At 75.7% G+C, this 18,958-nt stretch carries 3 protein-coding genes; all 3 read right to left on the minus strand.

The window, feature by feature from the left end; translation table 11 throughout:
• Positions 1-5 precede the first annotated feature (5 nt).
• Positions 6-461, minus strand: coding sequence for a nuclear transport factor 2 family protein (locus ADK67_RS33330; protein ID WP_053720538.1), 456 nt, complete (start codon positions 459-461; stop codon positions 6-8).
• Entirely contained in the window at positions 458-10,255 is a 9,798-nt protein-coding gene (locus tag ADK67_RS54040; protein WP_053720539.1) for a type I polyketide synthase, read from the minus strand. Before ADK67_RS54040 ends, ADK67_RS33330 begins: the two co-directional genes overlap by 4 nt.
• A partial coding sequence (locus tag ADK67_RS33340) for a type I polyketide synthase (RefSeq protein ID WP_157621043.1) occupies positions 10,255-18,958 on the minus strand: 8,704 nt, incomplete at its 5' end. The genes ADK67_RS54040 and ADK67_RS33340, both read right to left, overlap by 1 nt.

The raw sequence follows: 18,958 nt of genomic DNA on the forward strand, positions 1-18,958 counted from the left end.
CGGGCTCAGGTGTCGCGGCGGACGCCGTCCGGGCCCACCGGCGACCACCACTGGTTGGCGTTGGTCGCGCCGTCGCCGAAGTAGCCGGCCGTGCCTTCCACGACCTTGCCGTCCTCCCAGCGCATGACCTGCGCGCCGGTGATGTCGAGGACGTCGAACGGCGACGTGCTGTCCGGCTTCGCGCCCGCCCGCACGGCGTGCACCTTCACCAGCTCCACCGAGTGCTCGCCGTCGATGATCGAGTGCAGCACGTCGGTGCGCCACGAGCCGCCGGACGCCACGTACACGCCGGTCATGTACTCCAGGAACGAGTCCAGGCCCTCGTGCCAGCCGGCGAACCGGTGCTGGCCGGGCGCGTGGAACCGCACGTCCTCCGACCAGTACTCGGTGATCTTGGCGCGGTCGCCGGTCAGGAGGGCGGCGTAGGCGGCGGTGACCCGGTCGGGCGTCACGTCGGTCATTCGGACTCCTTCAGTGTGGTGAGCCAGTCGTGGATGGTGGACGCGGTCGATTCGGCGTGGTCCTGGACGATCGTGAAGTGGTCGCCGGGCACGGTGCGGAACTCGTGCGCGGCGGCCCAGGACGCGGGCCGGTCCGCCAGCGCGATCTCGGCCCGGAGGAACAGGGTGGGTGTGGCGAGGGGTTCCGGCGTCCAGGCGCCGAACACCTCGAAGTAGCCGCCCATCGCGGTGAGCGAGTCGGCGTCGGTGTCCGTGCGGCGGGCGAACAGGCCGGCCACGAACTCCTCGGCCAGCTCGGGCGTCATCTCGTGCTGCACGTAGGTGTCCAGCAGCACCACGGCGCTCGCCGGCGTGTCCAGCTCGGCCAGGCGGCGCGCGACCGCGTGCGCGACCCAGCCGCCGGACGAGTAGCCGAGCAGCGCCACCGGGCCGCCGTGCGCGCGCACCGCCGCCACCTGGGTCTCGACCACGGCCTCCACGGTGGCGGGCAGGGGCTCGCCGGGTCGGAAACCCGGCTGGGGCAGCACGGTCACGTCCCGCAGGCCGCGCAGGTGCTCGGCGAACCGCGCGTACTGGTGCGCGCCGGACAACGCCACCACGGCCGGGAAGCACAGCAGCGCGGGTGCGCCCGGACCGCGGGCCAGCTGGATCGACGGCGGCGGTTCGGCGGAGGTGAACGTGGGCCGCAGCCGTGACGCGACCCGCACCAGCTCCATCCCCAACATGACCCGACCGGCCGCGCGGGCCTGCTCGAACAACGCCGCCACGCCGTCCGCGGCGGGTGCCGGCGCCTGTTCCCCGGCCAGGTGGGCGGCCAGCGCGGCGACCGTGGGGTGTTCGAACGCCACCGTCGGCGACAGCTCCAGCCCGGTCGCGGCGGCGAGCCGGTTGCGCAGCTCCACCGACGTGAGCGAGTCGAACCCGAGGTCGGCCAGCTCCGCGTCGGCGGGCACGGGCTCGCGGTGGCCGAGCACCTCGCCCACGATCCGGCGCACCGCGGTGAGCCCGTCCTCGTCGGTCCGCTCCCGGTCGACCGGGAGCGCCTCGGTCCGGCGCAGCGGCACCAGCACGGCCTCGGGCGCGGCCAACGCGCGGTCGAACACCGCCAGACCCTCGCGGGTGGTGAGCGGTGCGATGCCGGTGCGCGCGAGCCGGTCGCGGTCCGCGGCCATCCCGATGTCCCAGGGACCCCAGGCCAACGACACCGCGGGCAGTCCGCTCGCCCGCCGGTGGTGGGCCAGCGCGTCGAGGTAGGCGTTGGCGGCGGCGTAGTTCGCCTGGCCCGGCGCGCCGAGCACGCCCGCCGCGGACGAGAACAGGATCAGCGGCACGTCCGTCAGCTCGTGCAGGTGCCGCGCGCCGTCGACCTTCGGTGCGAGCACGCGCCGGAGCCGTTCCGGCGTCAGGGACTCGACCAGGCCGTCGTCCAGCACACCGGCGGCGTGCACGACCGCCGTGAGGTCGGGCAGCGACGCCAGCAGCTCCGCGACCTGCTCGCGGTCGGTCACGTCGCACCGCACACCGGTCATGCCGTCCGGCGCGGTCCCGCCGCGACTGGCCAGCACCACCCGGTCCACGTCGTGCGCCCGCAGTAGGTGCGCGCCCAGCGCACGGCCCAGCGCGCCCGCGCCGCCGGTGATCAGGACCGTGCCGGTGAAGCGGGTCGGCGCGGCCGGCGTCGCGGGCACCAGTCGAGGGGTCAGCAGTGCGCCGTCGCGCACGACGACTTCCTTCTCCCCCAAGCCGATCGCGTCCGACAGCGGCACGCTGCCGTCGGTCTGCACCACGGTGAACCGGCCGGGGTGCTCGGTGGCGGCGGACCGCAGCAGCCCGACCGCCGGCGCGTGCGCCAACCCGCCCTTGGTGACGACGACGAGCCGACCGGTCGCCGAGCGCACCAGCTCCAGCACGTCCACCACCGTGGACCGCTCGTCCAGCTCCACGATCGCGAAGTCGCCGACGGCCGGGCCGCGCGACGGGGTCGGCCGCAGCTCCACCCGGTGCAGGGGCAGGTCGACGGGCAAGGGCCGCAACGTCAGCGAACCGACCGTCGCCACCGGCGCGCCGTGCTCGTCGGCGAGGTCGAGGCCGATCGCGTCCGGTGCGGTGGCGCGCAGCCGGACCCTCGCGACCCGGCCCTCGCCGTGCCGCCGCACGTCGTGCCACGTGTGGGGCACGAGCGCCTGGCCGGTGTCGAGCACCAGCGCGGTGGCGTGCAGGGCGGCGTCCAACCCCACCGCGAACGCGTCCACCGGTGTCCGGATCTCGGCGAACACCTCGTCGTCACGCCGCCACGCCCGCGCGAGCCCTCGGAACGCCGGCCCGTAGCGCAGGCCGAGGTCGGCGGCCCGGTCGTAGAACCCCGTCACGTCCAGCTCGGTCGCGCCGGCGGGCGGCCACTCGGTCAGCGGCGCGGGCGCCGGGCCCGGTGTGCCGACCCGGCTCGTCGCGTGCGGCCGACCGTCGACCGCGTACCGGACGGCGCCGTCCTGGACGGACATCCGCACCCGCGCGGGCAGCACGATCGGCCGGTCGAGGGTCAGCTCGGCCACCGGGCCCGCGCGCAGCGCCAGGTCCACCACGGCGGCGCCGGGCAGCAGCACCCGGCCGTCCACCACGTGGTCGGCCCACCACGGCTCGTCGAACCCGGCGGTCACCGCGGTGTCGTCGGCGTCGAGCCAGAACCGCTCCCGCCGGAACGGGTAGGTCGGCAGGTCGACCGGCGCGGTCGCCGGGAAGAACGCTGCCCAGTCCACGTCCACGCCCCGCACGTGCAGCTTCGCCAGGGCGGCGGTGACGGCCGCCGGGTCGGTCGGTCCGAGGTCGACCAGCCGGGTCGCGCCCTCCAGGTCGAGGTGGGCGAGCGCGTCGGCGAACCGCACCGGTTCCCGCAACTGCCGGGTCCAGTACTCGGCGGTGCGCAGCTCGTCGGTGGCGGGCTTGCCGGTGAGAGTGGACACGACCGGGACGGTCGGCGGCCGGAAGTCCACCGCGTCGGCGAGGTCGTGGAACCGCGCCAGGACCGGGTCGACGTGCGGTGAGTGGAAGGCGTGGCTGACCTTGAGCCGGGTCGCCTTGCGGCCGAGGGCGGCGATCAACGCCTCCACCGCGTCCTCGTCGCCGGACACGACGGTCGCCCGCGGTCCGTTGACGGCCGCGATGACCACCCCGTCGGCGAGCAGCGGCACGACCTCGGCCTCCGCCGCGCTCAGCACGGCCATCGCGCCGCCGCCGGGCAGGCCCTGCATCAGCCGGCCGCGGGCGGACACCAGGGCGGCGGCGTCGGCCAGGGACAGCACGCCCGCCACGTGCGCGGCGGCGAACTCGCCGACCGAGTGGCCGACCACGAAGTCCGGCCGCACGCCCCACGACTCCCAGAGCCGGGCCAGCGCCACCTCCACCGCGAACAGGCCGGGCTGGGCGAACTCGGTGCGGTGCACGTCCTCGGTGCCGAGCACGTCGTCCAACGGCCGGGCGAGGTGGCGGTCCACCTCGGCCCGCACCTCGTCGAACGCGTCGGCGAACACCGGGAACGCCGCGCGCAGCTCCCGGGCCATGTCGACGCGTTGCGCGCCTTGGCCCGCGAAGACGAACGCGACCTTGCCCGGCTCCGCCCGCTCCACGGTGACCGAGTCGAGCGCGGCCACCAGGGACACCGGGTCGCCGACCACGGCGGCCCGGTGGGCGAAGGGCTGCCGCGTGGTGGCCAGCGCCCGGCCGATCGCGACGGCGGACGGGCGCCGGTCGAGGACGTGGTCACGCAGTCGTGCCGCCTGCTCCAGCACCGCTTCGGGCGTGCGGCCGGACAACACCCACGGCACCACGACGGGCGCGGGATCTTCAGCCAGCGGCACGGGGTCTTCGGCCACCTGCTCCAGGATTACGTGGGCGTTCGTGCCGGAGATGCCGAACGACGACACACCGGCCCGCCGGGGTCGGTCGCGCCCGGGCCACGGCGTCACCCCGGTCAGCAGCTCCACCGCACCGGCCGACCAGTCGACCTCGGGCGACGGGGCGCCGACGTGCAGGGTCGCGGGCAGCACGCCGTGTCGCATCGCCTGCACCACCTTGATCACGCCCGCGACACCGGCGGCGGCCTGCGTGTGCCCCAGGTTGGACTTCACCGCGCCCAGCAGCAGCGGTGTGTCGCGGTCCTGGCCGTAGGTCTCCAGCAGCGCCTGTGCCTCGATCGGGTCGCCGAGGCGGGTGCCGGTGCCGTGCGCCTCCACCACGTCCACGTCGGAGGCCGACAGGCCGGCGCGGGCCAGCGCCTGCCGGATCACCCGCTGCTGCGCCGGTCCGTTGGGCGCGGTGAGGCCGTTGGACGCGCCGTCCTGGTTGACCGCGCTCCCCTTCACCACGGCGAGCACGGGGTGGCCGTGGCGGCGCGCGTCCGACAGCCGTTCGACCAGCAGCAGCCCGATGCCCTCGGACCAGCCGGTGCCGTCGGCGGCGGCGGAGAACGGTTTGCAGCGACCGTCCGCGGCCAGGCCGCCCTGCCGCCGGAACCGGGTGAACGTGTCCGGTGTGGACATCACCGTGACGCCGCCCGCGATGGCGAGCGTGCACTCCCCCGCGCGCAACGCCTGGGCGGCCAGGTGCAGGGCGACCAGCGACGACGAGCACGCCGTGTCCACCGTGACGGCCGGTCCTTCCAAGCCGAACACGTAGGACACCCGCCCGGACGCCACGCTGCCCGAACTGCCGCTGCCGAGGTAGGCGTCGAGGTCGTCGGGCACGTCGCCGACCCGTGAGCCGTAGTCGTGGTACATCACGCCCGCGAACACGCCGGTGCGGCTGCCGCGCAACGACTCCGGCACGATCCCGGCCCGTTCGAACAGCTCCCACGACGTCTCCAGCAGCAGCCGCTGCTGCGGGTCCATGGCCAGCGCCTCGCGCGGCGAGATGCCGAAGAACGCCGGGTCGAAGTCGGCGGCGCCGTCCAGGAAGCCGCCCTCGCCGGTCTCGTGCCAGCCGCGGTCGGTCGGGAACGCCGACACCGCGTCGCCACCCCGTTCGAGCAGCCGCCACAGGTCTTCCGGCGACCGCACGCCACCGGGGTAGCGGCACGCCATCGCGACGATCACCACCGGGTCGTCCGCGGTCGGCGTCGGCGCGGGCACGTCCTCGACCACGTCACCGCCGCGCAGGTGCGCGATGAGCGCGGCCGGGGTCGGGTAGTCGAACACCAGGCCGGCGGGCAGCCGCCGCCCGGTGGCCTCGGTGAGCCGGTTGCGCAGCTCCACCGCGGTGAGCGAGTCGAAACCCAGCTCGGCGAACGACCGCGTGTCCTCGACCTCGTCGTAACCCAGGACGGCGGCCACTTCCGCCCGCACCAGGTCCGCCACGTCGCGTTCGCGCGGTGGCCGGGTGGGCTGCCGCGTCGGCCTCCGGTCGACCCGCACCGGTGCGACGACCGGCGCGTCCACGGTCAGCGCCGCGTCGAACGACGCCAGGCCGACCGCCTCGGACACCGGCCGCAGTCCCGCCGATGCCATGCGGCGCAACGCGGCCGCGTCCAGCTCGCCCGCCAGGCCCGCCGTCCACGGTCCCCAGGCCAGCGAGATCGCCGGGAGCCCCTGAGCGCGGCGGTGCTCGGCCAACGCGTCCAGGTAGGCGTTGGCCGCCGCGTAGTTGCCCTGGCCCGGACCTCCGAGGACACCGGCGATCGAGGAGAAGAACACCAGCGGCACGTCGGTCAGCTCGTGCAGGTGCCAGGCGGCGTCCACCTTGGGCCGCAGCACGTTCCGCACCCGGTCCGGGGTGAGCGCGGCGATCACGCCGTCGTCCAGCACGGCGGCGCAGTGCACCACGGCGGTCACCGGGTGCCGGGCGAGCAGGTCCGCCAGCTGCGCCCGGTCCGCCACGTCGCAGGCCACCACGGTGACGTCGGCGTCCAGGTCCGGCGCCGGGCCGCCCCGCCGGGAGGCGAGGACCAGGCGGCGGACGCCGTGCGCGGCGACGAGGTGCCGGGCGACCAGCAGGCCGAGGGCGCCGGTGCCACCGGTGATCAGGACCGTGCTGTCGGGCCCGAACGGAGACGCGGCCTCACCCGGTCGCACGCGGGTCAGGTCGAGCACGGACTCGTGGCCTTCGGTGAGCACCACGATCCGGCCGGGGTCCTCGGACCGCGCCGACCGGAGCAGCCCGCGTGCCGCCGCGCCGGCCAGGTCGTCGCGGGTGTCCACGACGAGCCGCGTGCCCGAGGCGGCCAGGTCGAGCGCCCGAAGGACCGCGGCGTGCACGTCGGTCTCGTCGATCACGACGTCCGGCTCGACCCGCTCGCCGCGCCGCCACGTCACCACGTGCAGCGGCGCGGGACCGTCCTTCACCCCGGACGGCGGGCGCAGCAGCACCGAGTCGACGGTCACCACCGGCTCGCCGGAGTCGGTGAACGCGGCCAGCGCCACGGCCCGCTCGCCGGTCGGGGTGAGCCGCACGCGCAGCGTCGTGCCCGCCCGGCGGTGCCACGTCACGCCGGTCCAGGTGAACGGCACCAGCACGTCGTCGTCGGTCGCGGCGGCGGCGTGCAGGGCGGCGTCCAGCAGGGCGGGGTGCACGCCGAACGGGCCGGGCTCCACCGGCAGGGCGACCTCGGCGAAGACCTCGTCGTCACGTCGCCAGGCGGCGCGCAGGCCTTGGAAGGCCGGGCCGTAGGTCAGCCGCCGGTAGATGTCCGCGACGTCGATCTCCTCGGCGTCGTGCGGCGGCCAGTGGTGCGGCGGCTCGTGGTGCCCGCCCGTGCCGAGCGTGCCGGAGGCGTGCCTGGTCCACGTGCCGTCGGTCTTGGCGTGGACGGTGAAGCGGTCGCCGGTCCGCACCACCTGGACGTCGATCCGGTCGGCGAGCGGCAGCGGGGCTTCCAGGGTCAGCTCGGCGAGGTCGGCGCCGAGGTGGCGGGCCAGTTCCACGAACGCCGTGCCGGGCAGCAGCGCCTGGTCGGCCACGACGTGGTCGGTCAGCCACGGGTCGTCGGCCGGGGAGATCGTGCCGCGGAACACCACGTCGTCAGAGGTGGCGGACTCGGTGCCGTCGTCCAGCCAGGGCTTGGCGGGTTCGCTCAGCCAGAACCGGCGGCGCTGGAACGCGTAGGTGGGCAGGTCGACGGCGACCGCGCCGGTGCCGGCGAAGAACGCCGTCCAGTCCAGGTCGACGCCTCGCGTGTGCAGGCGTGCCGCGGCGGAGCCGACCGCGGCCGGCTCCGGTTGGCGGGAGCGCAGCGCGGGGATCACGGTCACGTCGTCGGCGAGCGCGGTCAGGGTGCCGTCCGGGCCGAGTTCGAGGAACGTCCGGACGCCTTCGGCGGTGAGCCGCCGCACCGCGTCGTGGAAGCGCACCGTGTCGCGGGCGTGGCGGACCCAGTAGTCGGCGGAGAACTCGGCGAGGCCGTCGGTGACGGTGGACATGACCGGGATCCCGGCTCGGCCGTGCGCCAGCCGCTCCAGCACGTCGCGGAACTCGTCCAGCACCGGGTCCATCAGCGGCGAGTGGAACGCGTGCGTGACCCGCAGCCGCCGTCCGGTGAAGGCCGCCAGCGCTTCCTCGTCGCCGGACACGACCGTCGCGTTCGGACCGTTGACGGCGGCGATCGCGGACCGTTCGGTGAGCAGGGGCCGGACGTCCGCTTCCGACGCGGCCACCGCGACCATCGCGCCGCCGGGCGGCAGGGCGTGCATCAGCCTGCCGCGCGCGGTGACCAGCGTGCAGGCGTCGTCCAGCGACAGCGCGCCGGACACGTGCGCGGCGGCGATCTCGCCGACGGAGTGGCCCGCCAGGAAGTCCGGCCGCAACCCCCACGACTCGACCAGCCGGAACAGCGCGACTTCCAACGCGAACAACGCTGGCTGGGCGAGGTCGGTGCGGTCCAGCGGCGCGCCGCCGAACACCGCGTCCCGGATGCCCAACCGCTCCAGCAGGTCGTCGTAGGCCGCCGCGAACACGGGGAACCGCCCGTGCAGCGCGACCCCCATGCCCGCCCGCTGGCTGCCCTGCCCGGAGAACAGCACGGCGACCTTGCCCGCCGCCGCCCGGTCGACCACCCCGGTGAACGAGGAGAGGTCCGTCAACGCCGCCCGGTGCTCCAGCGCGGACCGGGTGGTGAGCAGGGAGAACGCGACGTCGAGCGGGCGCAGCTCCGGGTGCGCCGCCAAGTGGTCCGCCAGCCTCCCGGCCTGCTCGCGCAACGCTTCCGGGGTCCGCGCACTGAGCACCCACGGCACCGGCCGCTCCACCACGACCACGGCACCGCCGGCCACCTCAGCGCCCACCGCACCACCCGCCGCCACACCGCCGGCCACCACACCGCCCGCAACCACGGCACCCGCCGCCGGTCCGGCCGCCACCACACCGCCCGCCGCCACACCACGCGCAACCGCACCGCTGGCCACCGCGGCACCCGCCGCCGCATCCCCGGGCGCGTCCGCCGGCACAGCCGGCACCGTCGGCGCCTCTTCCACGATCACGTGGGCGTTCGTGCCGCTGAACCCGAACGACGACACCCCCGCCCGCCGAACCCGCTCGGCAGCCGGCCACGGTCGGGCCTCGGTCAGGAGTTCCACCTTGCCCGCCGACCAGTCGACGTGCGGGCTCGGTCGGTCGGCGTGCAGGGTGCGGGGCAGCCGCTCGTGGCGCAGCGCCTGCACCACCTTGATCACGCCGCCGACGCCCGCCGCCGCCTGGGTGTGGCCCAGGTTCGACTTCAGCGAGCCCAGGAACAGCGGGGTCGCGCGGTTCTGCCCGTAGGTCGCCAGGACGGCCTGCGCCTCGATCGGGTCGCCCAGCGTCGTCCCGGTGCCGTGCGCCTCGACCACGTCCACGTCGAGGGCCGTCAGGTCCGCGTCGGCCAGCGCCTGCTCGATCACCTTCCGCTGCGCCGGGCCGTTGGGCGCGGTCAGCCCGTTGGACGCGCCGTCGGAGTTCACCGCGCTGCCTCGCAGCACGGCCAAGACCGGGTGGCCGTTGCGGCGCGCGTCGGACAGCCGTTCCAGCAGCAGCATCCCGGCGCCCTCGGCCCACCCGGTGCCGTCCGCGTCGGCGGAGAACGACTTGCAGCGGCCGTCGGCCGCCAGCCCCTGCTGCCTGCTGAAGTCCACGAACGGCGCGGGCGAGGCCATCACGGTGGCGCCGCCCGCCAGGGCCAACGAGCACTCGCCGCGCCGCAACGCCTGCGCCGCCAGGTGCATCGCCACCAACGACGACGAGCACGCCGTGTCCACCGTGACCGCCGGGCCCTGCAACCCGAACACGTACGAGATGCGGCCGGACGCGACGGAACCCGCCGTGCCCGTGCCCAGGAACGCGTGCGCCTGCTCGGGGATCTCCGGCAGCCGGGACGCGTAGTCGTGGTACATCACGCCGACGAACACGCCGGTCCGGCTGCCGCGCAGGGTGGTGTGGTCGATCCGGCCGCGTTCGATCGCCTCCCACGCGGTCTCCAGCAGCAGCCGCTGCTGCGGGTCCATGCTCAACGCCTCGCGCGGGCTGATGTCGAACGGGATCGGGTCGAAGTCCGCCGCGTCGTGCAGGAACCCGCCCTCCCGGGCGAGGCTCGCGGCCACGTCGGCGGCCGGCCAGCCCCGGTCGGTCGGGAACGACGACACCGCGTCGCCGCCCTGGTCGAGCAGCCGCCACAGGTCTTCCGGCGACCGCACGTCACCGGGGTAGCGGCACGCCATGCCGACGATCGCGATCGGCTCCCTGGCCCGCTCCTCGGTGTCGCGCAACCGTTGCCTGGTCTGCCGCAGGTCGGCGGTGAGCCGCTTGAGGTAGTCGAGGATCTTCTCGTCGTCGGCCATCAGGCGGTCCCGAGCTCCTGGTCGATGATGTCGAGCATCTGGTCGAGGTCGGCGGTCTCCAACTCCGCCGCGGTCACGCGGTCCGCCGGCGAGACGTGCACGGCGAGCAGCGCCTCCAGCCGCTGCCGCACCCGCGCGCCCGCCTCCGGGTCGTCGGCCAGCGCCGCCATCGACTCCTCCAGCCGGTCGAGCTGCGCGAGCGCCGCGGCGGCGGTGTCCGGGCGCAGCTGCTCGGCGACGTGCTCGGCCAGCGCGACCGGGTTCGGGTGGTCGAACACGGCGGTGGACGACAGCCGCAGCCCGGTGGCCGCGTCGAGCCTGCGCCGGATCTCCACCGCCGCCAACGAGTCGAGGCCCAGGTCGGTGAACGGCCGGTCCGGCGGGATGTCGGCCGCCGACCCGTGGCCGAGCACGGTCGCCACCGCCGAGCGCACCAGCGTCAACGGGTCGACGTCCCGTTCGACCGGCGCGGCCCTGGCCACCCGTGGCCGCAGCGCCGACGCCGACAGCCTGGCCGGCAGCAGCACGGCGTCACCGGCGCCGAGGGCCGCGTCGAACAGCGCCCGCCCTTCGTCCGCGCTGATCGGCGCGACACCGTCGCGGTCCAACCGGTCGCGCTGGGCGTCCGACAGCGCACCGCCCATGCCGGCGTCCCACAGGCCCCAGGCCAGCGACACGGCGGGCAGGTCGAGGGCGCGGCGGTGCTCGGCGAGCGCGTCCAGGAAGCTGTTGGCCGCCGCGTAGTTGGCCTGGCCCGCGCCACCGAGCAGCCCGGCCGCCGAGGAGAACAGCACCAGTGGCACGCGGGTCAGCTCGTGCAGGTGCCAGGCGGCGTCCACCTTGGGCCGGAACACGGCGTCGAACCGGTCCGGGGTGAGCGAGGACAGCACGCCGTCGTCCAGCACGCCGGCCGCGTGCACGACGGCGGCCAGGTCGGGGATCGTGTCCAGCAGCGCGGCCAGCGCCGCGCGGTCGGACACGTCGCAGGCCACCGTCGGGAACCCGGCCACCGGTTCGCCGCGCCGGCTCACCAGCACCACCCGCCGGTCCGGGTCGCGGTCGACCAGGTGCCGGGCGATCAGCTGCCCCAACGCACCGGTGCCGCCGGTGATCAGCACCGTGCCGGGCGGCAGCGCGCCGTCGGCCCGGGGTGGCGTGACGACGAACTTCGGCGCCACCACACCGTCCGCGTCGACCAGCAGGAACCGGTCCGGGTACTCGGCCTGGGCGGCTCGGACGAGGCCGCGCACCGGCGCGTGCGCGAGGTCGTCGCGCACCACGATCGCCAAGCGGGCGTCCGCCGACCGCGGGTCCTCGGGCCACGCGCGCAGCCGCTCCAGCACGTCGGCGGTGGCGGCACGGGCCGCGGCGGGCACGTCCCCCTCGAACACCGGCACCTCGTGCCGCACCACGTCGGCGGGCACCGGTTGCCGCGTCCACTCCACCCGGTACAGGGGTCGGGGCGCGGCGGCCGGGCGCAGCGCCAGCGCACCCACGGTGGCCACGGGCTGCCCCGCGCCGTCGGCCAGGGCCATCGCCACCGAGTCCGGGCCGAGCGGCGTGAGCCGAGCCCGGAGCGTGGTCGCGCCGCGGCCGTGCAGCACCACGTCGGTCCACGAGAACGGCAGGAAGGCGCGTCCGGAGCCGTCCGCCACGGCCTCGCCGGGCACGACCGCGTGCTGCGCCGCGTCCCACAGCGCCGGGTGCAGCCCGAACCCGCCGCCGTCGTCCACGGACACCTCGGCGAACACCTCGCCGGCACGCCGCCACACCGCGCGCAGCCCTTGGAACGCCGCGCCCAGCACCAGCCCCGTGGCCGCGAAGTCGTCGTACAGGTCGTCGACCTCGATGCGCTCGGCGCCGGCGGGTGGCCAGTCGGCGAGCGGTACCGGCGTCGCGCCGCCCGCGGCGAGGACGCCCGCGGCGTGGCGCGACCACTCCCCGTCCCCGGTGCGGGCGTAGATCGTCAACGGCCGTTCCGGTCCGTCCGGCGCGCCGACCACCAGTTGAACGTGCACCGCCGTCCCGTCCGGCACGACGAGCGGCTGGTGCAGGGTCAGCTCGGCCACCCGGTCCATCCCGGCGCGCGGCGCGGCGTGCGCGGCCAGCTCCAGCAGCGCCGTGCCCGGCACGACGACCTCGCCGAACACCCGGTGGTCGCCGAGCCACGGGTGGGTCGCGACGCTCAGCGACCCGGTCAGCAGCACGCTGTCGGTCTCCGCCGACTCGGTCACGGTGTCCAGCACCGGGTGGTCGCCGGTCGCGGGCCGCCGCACGCCGCCCGCGGGCCAGAACCGCCTGGGCTGGAACGCGTACGTCGGCAGCTCCACCCGCCGGGTCGGGCGACCCTCGTACACCCGCGACCAGTCCACGTCGACGCCGCGCGCGTGCAGCTCGGCCACGGCGCCGAGCAGGGCTTCCTCGTCCGGCCGGTTCTTGCGCAGCGCGGGGATGAACCCTCCCGCCGCGCTCAGCGCACCACTGGGCCCGACCTCCAGGAACGTCCGCGCGCCGAGCCGCCCCAGCTCCTCCACGGCGTCGTGGAACCGGACCGCCTCACGCGCGTGCCGCACCCAGTGGTCGGCGTCGAACTCGGCGATCCCGCCGGTCAACGTCGACACGACCGGGATGCTCGGCGGCGCGAACGTCAGCCCCTCGACCACGGCCCGGAACGCCTCCAGCATCGGCTCCACGAGCGGCGAGTGGAACGCGTGGCTGACCCGCAGCCGGGTGGTGCGGTCGAACGCCGACGCCACCGCCTCCACCGCGGCCTCGTCACCGGAGACGACCACCGACCGCGGGCCGTTGACCGCGGCGATGCCCACCCGGTCGGACAGCAGCGGCCGCACCTCGTCCTCGGTGGCCGCGATCGCGACCATCGCGCCACCGGCGGGCAGTTCCTGCATCAGCCGTCCGCGCGCGGTCACCACCGCGCACGCGTCCGCCAGCGACAGCACGCCCGCCACGTGCGCGGCGGCGATCTCGCCGACCGAGTGCCCGGCCAGGAAGTCCGGCCGCACGCCCCACGACTCCAGCAGCCGGAACAACGCCACCTCGACCGCGAACAACGCCGGCTGCGCGTACCGGGTCTCGTGCACCGCGTCGGTGTCGAACAGGTCGGTGTCGAACTCCAGGTGCGCGCACACCTCGTCGTACGCCCGCGCGAACACCGGGTAGGCCGCGCGCAGGTCGCGGGTCATGCCGGGGTGTTGGCTGCCCTGCCCGGAGAACAGGAACGCCACCCGGCCGGGCTCGCCGTGGTCGACACCGCCCGCCACCTCCGCGAGCCGGGCCAGCAGGCTCTCCACCGTGCTGCCGGCGAACCCGACCCGGCGCTCCAGGTGCGACCGCGTGGCGGCCAAGGACCAGGCCACGTCCAGCGGTCGTGCCGGCCGCTCGGTGAGCCGGTCGTGCAGGCGGCGCGCCTGGTCTCGCAGGGCCGCGTCGTCCTTGGCGGACAGCACCCACGCCACGGGCCGGGTGTCGTCGGCCGGCGGCGGTTCGGCCGCGGCGCCCGCCTCCTCGATGATCACGTGCGCGTTGGTGCCGCTGATGCCGAACGACGACACGCCGAACCGGCGCGGCCGGTCGACCTCGGGCCACGGCCGGGCCTGCGCCAGCACCTGCACGGTGTCGGGCGCGAAGTCGACCTGCGGCGTGGGCTCGGTGACGTGCAGGGTGCGCGGCAGCACGCCGTTGTGCACGGCCTGCACCATCTTGATCAGGCCGCCGACGCCGGACGCGGCCTGGGAGTGGCCCAGGTTCGACTTGAGCGACCCGATCCACAGCGGTTCGGCGCGGTCCTGGCCGTAGGTGGCCAGCAGCGCGCCCGCCTCGATCGGGTCGCCGAGCCGGGTGCCGGTGCCGTGCGCCTCGACCGCGTCCACGTCCGCGGGGCGCAGACCGGCGTCGGCCAGCGCCCGCCGGATGACCCGCTGCTGCGCCAACCCGTTCGGCGCGGTCAGGCCGTTGGACGCGCCGTCCTGGTTGACCGCCGTGCCGCGGACCACCGCGAGCACCGGGTGCCCGTTGCGGCGCGCGTCCGACAGCCGTTCCACCACGAGCAGGCCGACGCCTTCGGCCCACCCGGTGCCGTCGGCGTCGGCGGAGAACGACTTGCAGCGGCCGTCCTCGGACAGCACGCGCTGCCTGCTGAACTCGGTGTAGGTGCCGGGGGTGGCCATCACCGTGGCGCCGCCCGCGAGGGCGAGCGAGCAGTCGCCGCGCCGCAACGCCTGCGCCGCCCAGTGCAGCGACACCAACGACGCCGAGCACGCCGTGTCGACCGTGACCGCCGGGCCTTCCAGCCCGAACGCGTAGGCGACCCGCCCGGACAGCACGCTGGCGGAGTTGCCGGTGCCGATGTAGCCCTCGACGGTGTCCCAGTCGCCGACCCAGAGGTCGGAGTAGTCCTGGCCGTTGGTGCCGACGAACACGCCGGTGTCGGTGCCGCGCACGGCGGCCGGGTCGATGCCCGCCCGTTCGAACGCCTCCCACGCCACCTCCAGCAGCAGCCGCTGCTGCGGGTCCATCGCCAGCGCTTCCCGCGGCGAGATGCCGAAGAACGCGGCGTCGAACGCGGTCGCGGCGTCGAGGAAGCCACCGCTGCGGGTGTAGGTGGTGCCGGGCCGGTCCGGGTCGGGGTCGAAGAGACCCGCCAGGTCCCAGCCGCGGTCGGTCGGGAACGGCCCCACCACGTCGGCTTCCGCCTCCACCAGCCGCCACAGGTCTTCCGGCGACCGCACGCCGCCGGGGAACCGGCATGCCATGCCGACGATCGCGATCGGCTCCTGCGTCGGCGCGACCACCGGCGCGGTGACGACCGGCGCGCGTCGGCCGGCCAGGTGCTCGGCCAGCGCGAGCGGCGTCGGGTGGTCGAACACCAGGGTCGTCGGCAGCCGCTCGCCGGTCGCGGCGGCGAGCCGGTTGCGCAGCTCGACGGTGGTGAGCGAGTCGAACCCGAGGTCCTTGAACGGCCGGTGCACGTCCACCGCGTCCGGGCTGCCGTGCCCGAGCACCGTGGCGACGTGCGCCCGGACGAGGTCCAGCACGCTGCCGTCCGCCTGCTTCGGCGTGGCAGGCGACGCCGCCGTGGCCCTGGCGCCGACGACGAGCGCCCGGTCGGCGGTCAGGGCGGCGTCGAACATCGCCAACGCCTCCGCGGTGGGCAGCACCGCGAACCCGCCGCGGACCAGCCGACTGTGGTCGGCGCCGGTCAGCCCGCCGGTGAGGCCGCTGGCTTGCGCCCACAGCCCCCAGGCGATCGACGTCGCGGGCAGGCCGAGGGAGTGCCGGTGCTGGGCCAGCGCGTCGAGGAACGCGTTGCCCGCCGCGTAGTTCGCCTGGCCCGCGCCGCCGACCACGCTTGCGAGCGACGAGAACAGCACGAACGCCGACAGCTCCCGGTCGCGGGTCAGCTCGTGCAGGTGCCAGGCGGCGTCCACCTTCGGCCGCAGCACGGTGTCGAGCCGCTCGGGCGTCAACGACTCGACCGTGCCGTCGTCGAGCACGCCCGCCGAGTGCACCACGGCGGTCAGGTCGGTGATGTCGGCGAGCACGGCCGCGAGCGCGTCGCGGGACGTCACGTCACAGGCGACGACCCGGACCTCGGCGTCGAGGTCGGCCAGCGGGTTCGCCCCGCCGCCGCGACTGAGCAGCACCAGTTTCCGCACGCCGTGCGCGGTGACCAGGTGCCGGGCGACCAGTGCGCCGAGCGTGCCCGTGCCGCCGGTGACGAGGACCGTCCCGGTCGGGTCGAACGCGGGCGGCGCGGTGAGCACGAGCTTGCCGGTGTGCCTGGCCTGGCCGAGGAACCGGAACGCCTCCGGCGCCTGGCGCAGGTCCCACGCGGTCACCGGCAGCGGCGTGAGCACGCCCGCCTCGAACAACGCGGCCAGCTCGGCGAACATGTCCCGGATGCGGTCCGGCCCGGCCTCGACCAGGTCGTAGGCCCGGTAGGTGACGCCGGGGTGCCGCCGCGCCACCTCGTCGGCGTCGCGGACGTCGGCCTTGCCCATCTCCAGGAACACGCCGCCGCGCGGCAGCAACCGCAGCGACGCGTCGACGAACTCGTCGGCCAGGCAGTCGAGGACGATGTCCACGCCCTCGGCGAACCGCTGCTCGAACTCCAGCGTCCGCGACGACGCGATCCGCTCCTCCGGGTAGCCCAGCGCGCGCAGCACCGGCCACTTCGGCGGGCTGGCCGTGCCGTACAGCTCCAGCCCCCAGTGCCGGGCCAGCTGCGTCGCGGCCATGCCGACACCGCCGGTCGCCGCGTGCACCAGCAGGGACTGGCCGGGCCGGGCGCCCGCCAGGTCCACCAGGCCGTAGAACGCGGTCAGGAACACCACGGGGGTGGACCCGGCCTGCGCGAACGTCCACCCGGTCGGCACGGGCGCGAGCAGCCGGTGGTCGGTGACCGCCACCGGGCCCATCGCGCCGCCCGCGAACAGCCCCATCACCCGGTCGCCGGGCGCGAACGCGGTGACGTCCGCGCCGACCTCGACCACCACGCCCGCCGCCTCGCCGCCGATCCGGGCGTCGTCACCGGGGTAGAGGTCCAGGCCGATCAGCACGTCCCGGAAGTTCAGGCCCGCCGCGCGGACCTCGACCCGCACCTCGCCCGCCGCCAACGGTCGCCGCGCCACCGGCACGGGCGCCAGGTTCTCCAGCGTGCCGCGCGAGGTCGTGTCCCAGTGCCAGTCGCCGTCGGGTGTGCGCGGCACCTGCGACGGCACCACCCTCGGCACCCGTGCCTCGCCCGCGCGCAGGAGCACCTGCGGTTCGCCGCCTGCGGCCGCGCGCCGCACCAGTTCGGCCGAGGCCTCGTCGGTGTCCACAATGGACACTCGGCCGGGGTGCTCGGCGATCACCGAGCGGACCAGGCCCCAGACGGGCGCCGCGGCGAGGTCGGTCACGTGGTCGCCCACCGCGCCGCGGGTGACGACCACGAGGTGCGGCCGGTCCCCCGCCAGATGGTCGCGCACCGCCGCCAGCACGCGTCGGGCGGCGGCGTGCGCACCGGTGACCGGGTCGCCGTCACCGACGACCTCCAGCACGTCGACGTCCACGTCGTTGTCCGCGTCGGTGTCCGCGTCGGGCAGGGCCCACGGCACCCACTCGACGTGCGACAACGGCGACCGCACCGGCGCGGCGGCCTGCGCGCGCAGCACCAGCGACCCGACTTCGAGGACGACCGCGCCCGCGTGGTCCACCGCCGTGACCGCGTACTCGTCGGCGCCGATCGGCCGCACCCGGACCCGCAGCGCGGTCGCGCCCGACCGGCTCAGCCGCACGTCGCTCCACGAGAACGGCACGCGCACCTGCCCCGCCGGGGTGTCCAGCACGTGCAGCGCGGCGTCCAGCAGCGCCGGGTGCGGGTCGAACCGGCCCGCGTCCACCGGCAGCCGCACGTCGCCGTACAGGTCGTCGCCCGACCGCCACGCGGCGAGCAGCCCGCGGAACGCCGGGCCGTACTGGTAGCCCTGGTCGGCCAACCGGTCGTACCGGCCGTCGAGGTCGACCGGTTCGGTGTCGACGGGCCACTCGAACCCCGTCGGCGCCGAGTGCTCCGCGGTCAGCGTGCCGGAGGCGTGCAGGGTCCAGCCCTCGCCGTCCTTGGAGTGCACGGTGACACCGCGCCGGCCGTGGTCGTCCGGCGCGCCCACCGCCAGCTGCACCTCGGCGGGCACCAGGAGCGGCGCGTGGGACACGAGTTCGGCCAGGACGGGACAGCCGACCTGCTCCCCCGCGTGCACCGCGAGCTCGACCAGCGCGGCGCCGGGCACCAACGGCTCGCCGAGCACCGCGTGGTCGGCCAGCCACGGGTGCGCGTCCAGGGTGAGCCTGCCCGCCAGCAGCACCCCGTCGCCGTTGGCCACGCGCACGGCCGAGGTCAGCAGCGGGTGGCCGGACGGCGTGCCGTAGTCCACGTCGGACGCCAGCCAGTACCGCTCCCGCTGGAACGGGTAGGTCGGCAGGTCGACCGGCGGGCCGTCGGGCAGCCGCCAGTCCACCGGCACGCCGTGCACGTGCGCGTGCGCCAGCGCGGCGGTGAACCGGTCGAGCCCGCCGTCGTCGCGGCGCAGGGTGCCCAGCGCCACCGTGCCGTCCGGCGCGGCGGCGGTGAGCACCGGGTGCGGGCTGGACTCCACCAGCACGCCGATCCCGTCGGCCACCACCGCTTCGACGGCGCGGTGGAACTCGACCGGTTCGCGCGTGTTGCGGTACCAGTACTCGGCGTCCAGGGTCGCGGTGTCGAGCAGGGCGCCGGTCACCGACGAGTAGAACGGGATCGTGGCCGGGCGCGGCCGGACGGGCGCGAGCGCGGTCAGCAGCTCGTCGCGCAGCTCGGCCACCTGCGGCGAGTGCCCGGCGTAGTCGACCCGCACGCGCTTGGCCCGCAGGCTCTCCACCGCGAGGAGCCGGTCGAGCGCGTCGTCCGGGCCGGAGACCACGGTGGCGGCGGGTCCGTTGACCGCCGCGACGACCAGGCCGTCCTCCAGCAGCGGGCGCACCTCGGCCACGGGCAGCGGCACGGACACCATCCCGCCGCGTCCGCCGAGTTCGCGCAGGGCCTTGGCGCGCAGGGCGACGACCCTGGCCCCGTCTTCGAGCGACAACGCCCCGGCCACGACCGCCGCCGCGATCTCGCCCTGCGAATGACCCACCACCGCGTCCGGTGTCACACCGTGCGAACGCCAC

Origin of the sequence: Saccharothrix sp. NRRL B-16348, assembly GCF_001280085.1 — a bacterium.
Lineage (GTDB): Bacteria > Actinomycetota > Actinomycetes > Mycobacteriales > Pseudonocardiaceae > Actinosynnema.

Bases quoted from the DNA above. Each gene is read 5' to 3' on its own strand.
- ADK67_RS54040 (WP_053720539.1), bottom strand. From the start codon at position 10,255: ATGGCCGACGACGAGAAGATCCTCGACTACCTCAAGCGGCTCACCGCC.
- ADK67_RS33330 (WP_053720538.1), bottom strand. From the start codon at position 461: ATGACCGACGTGACGCCCGACCGGGTCACCGCCGCCTACGCCGCCCTC.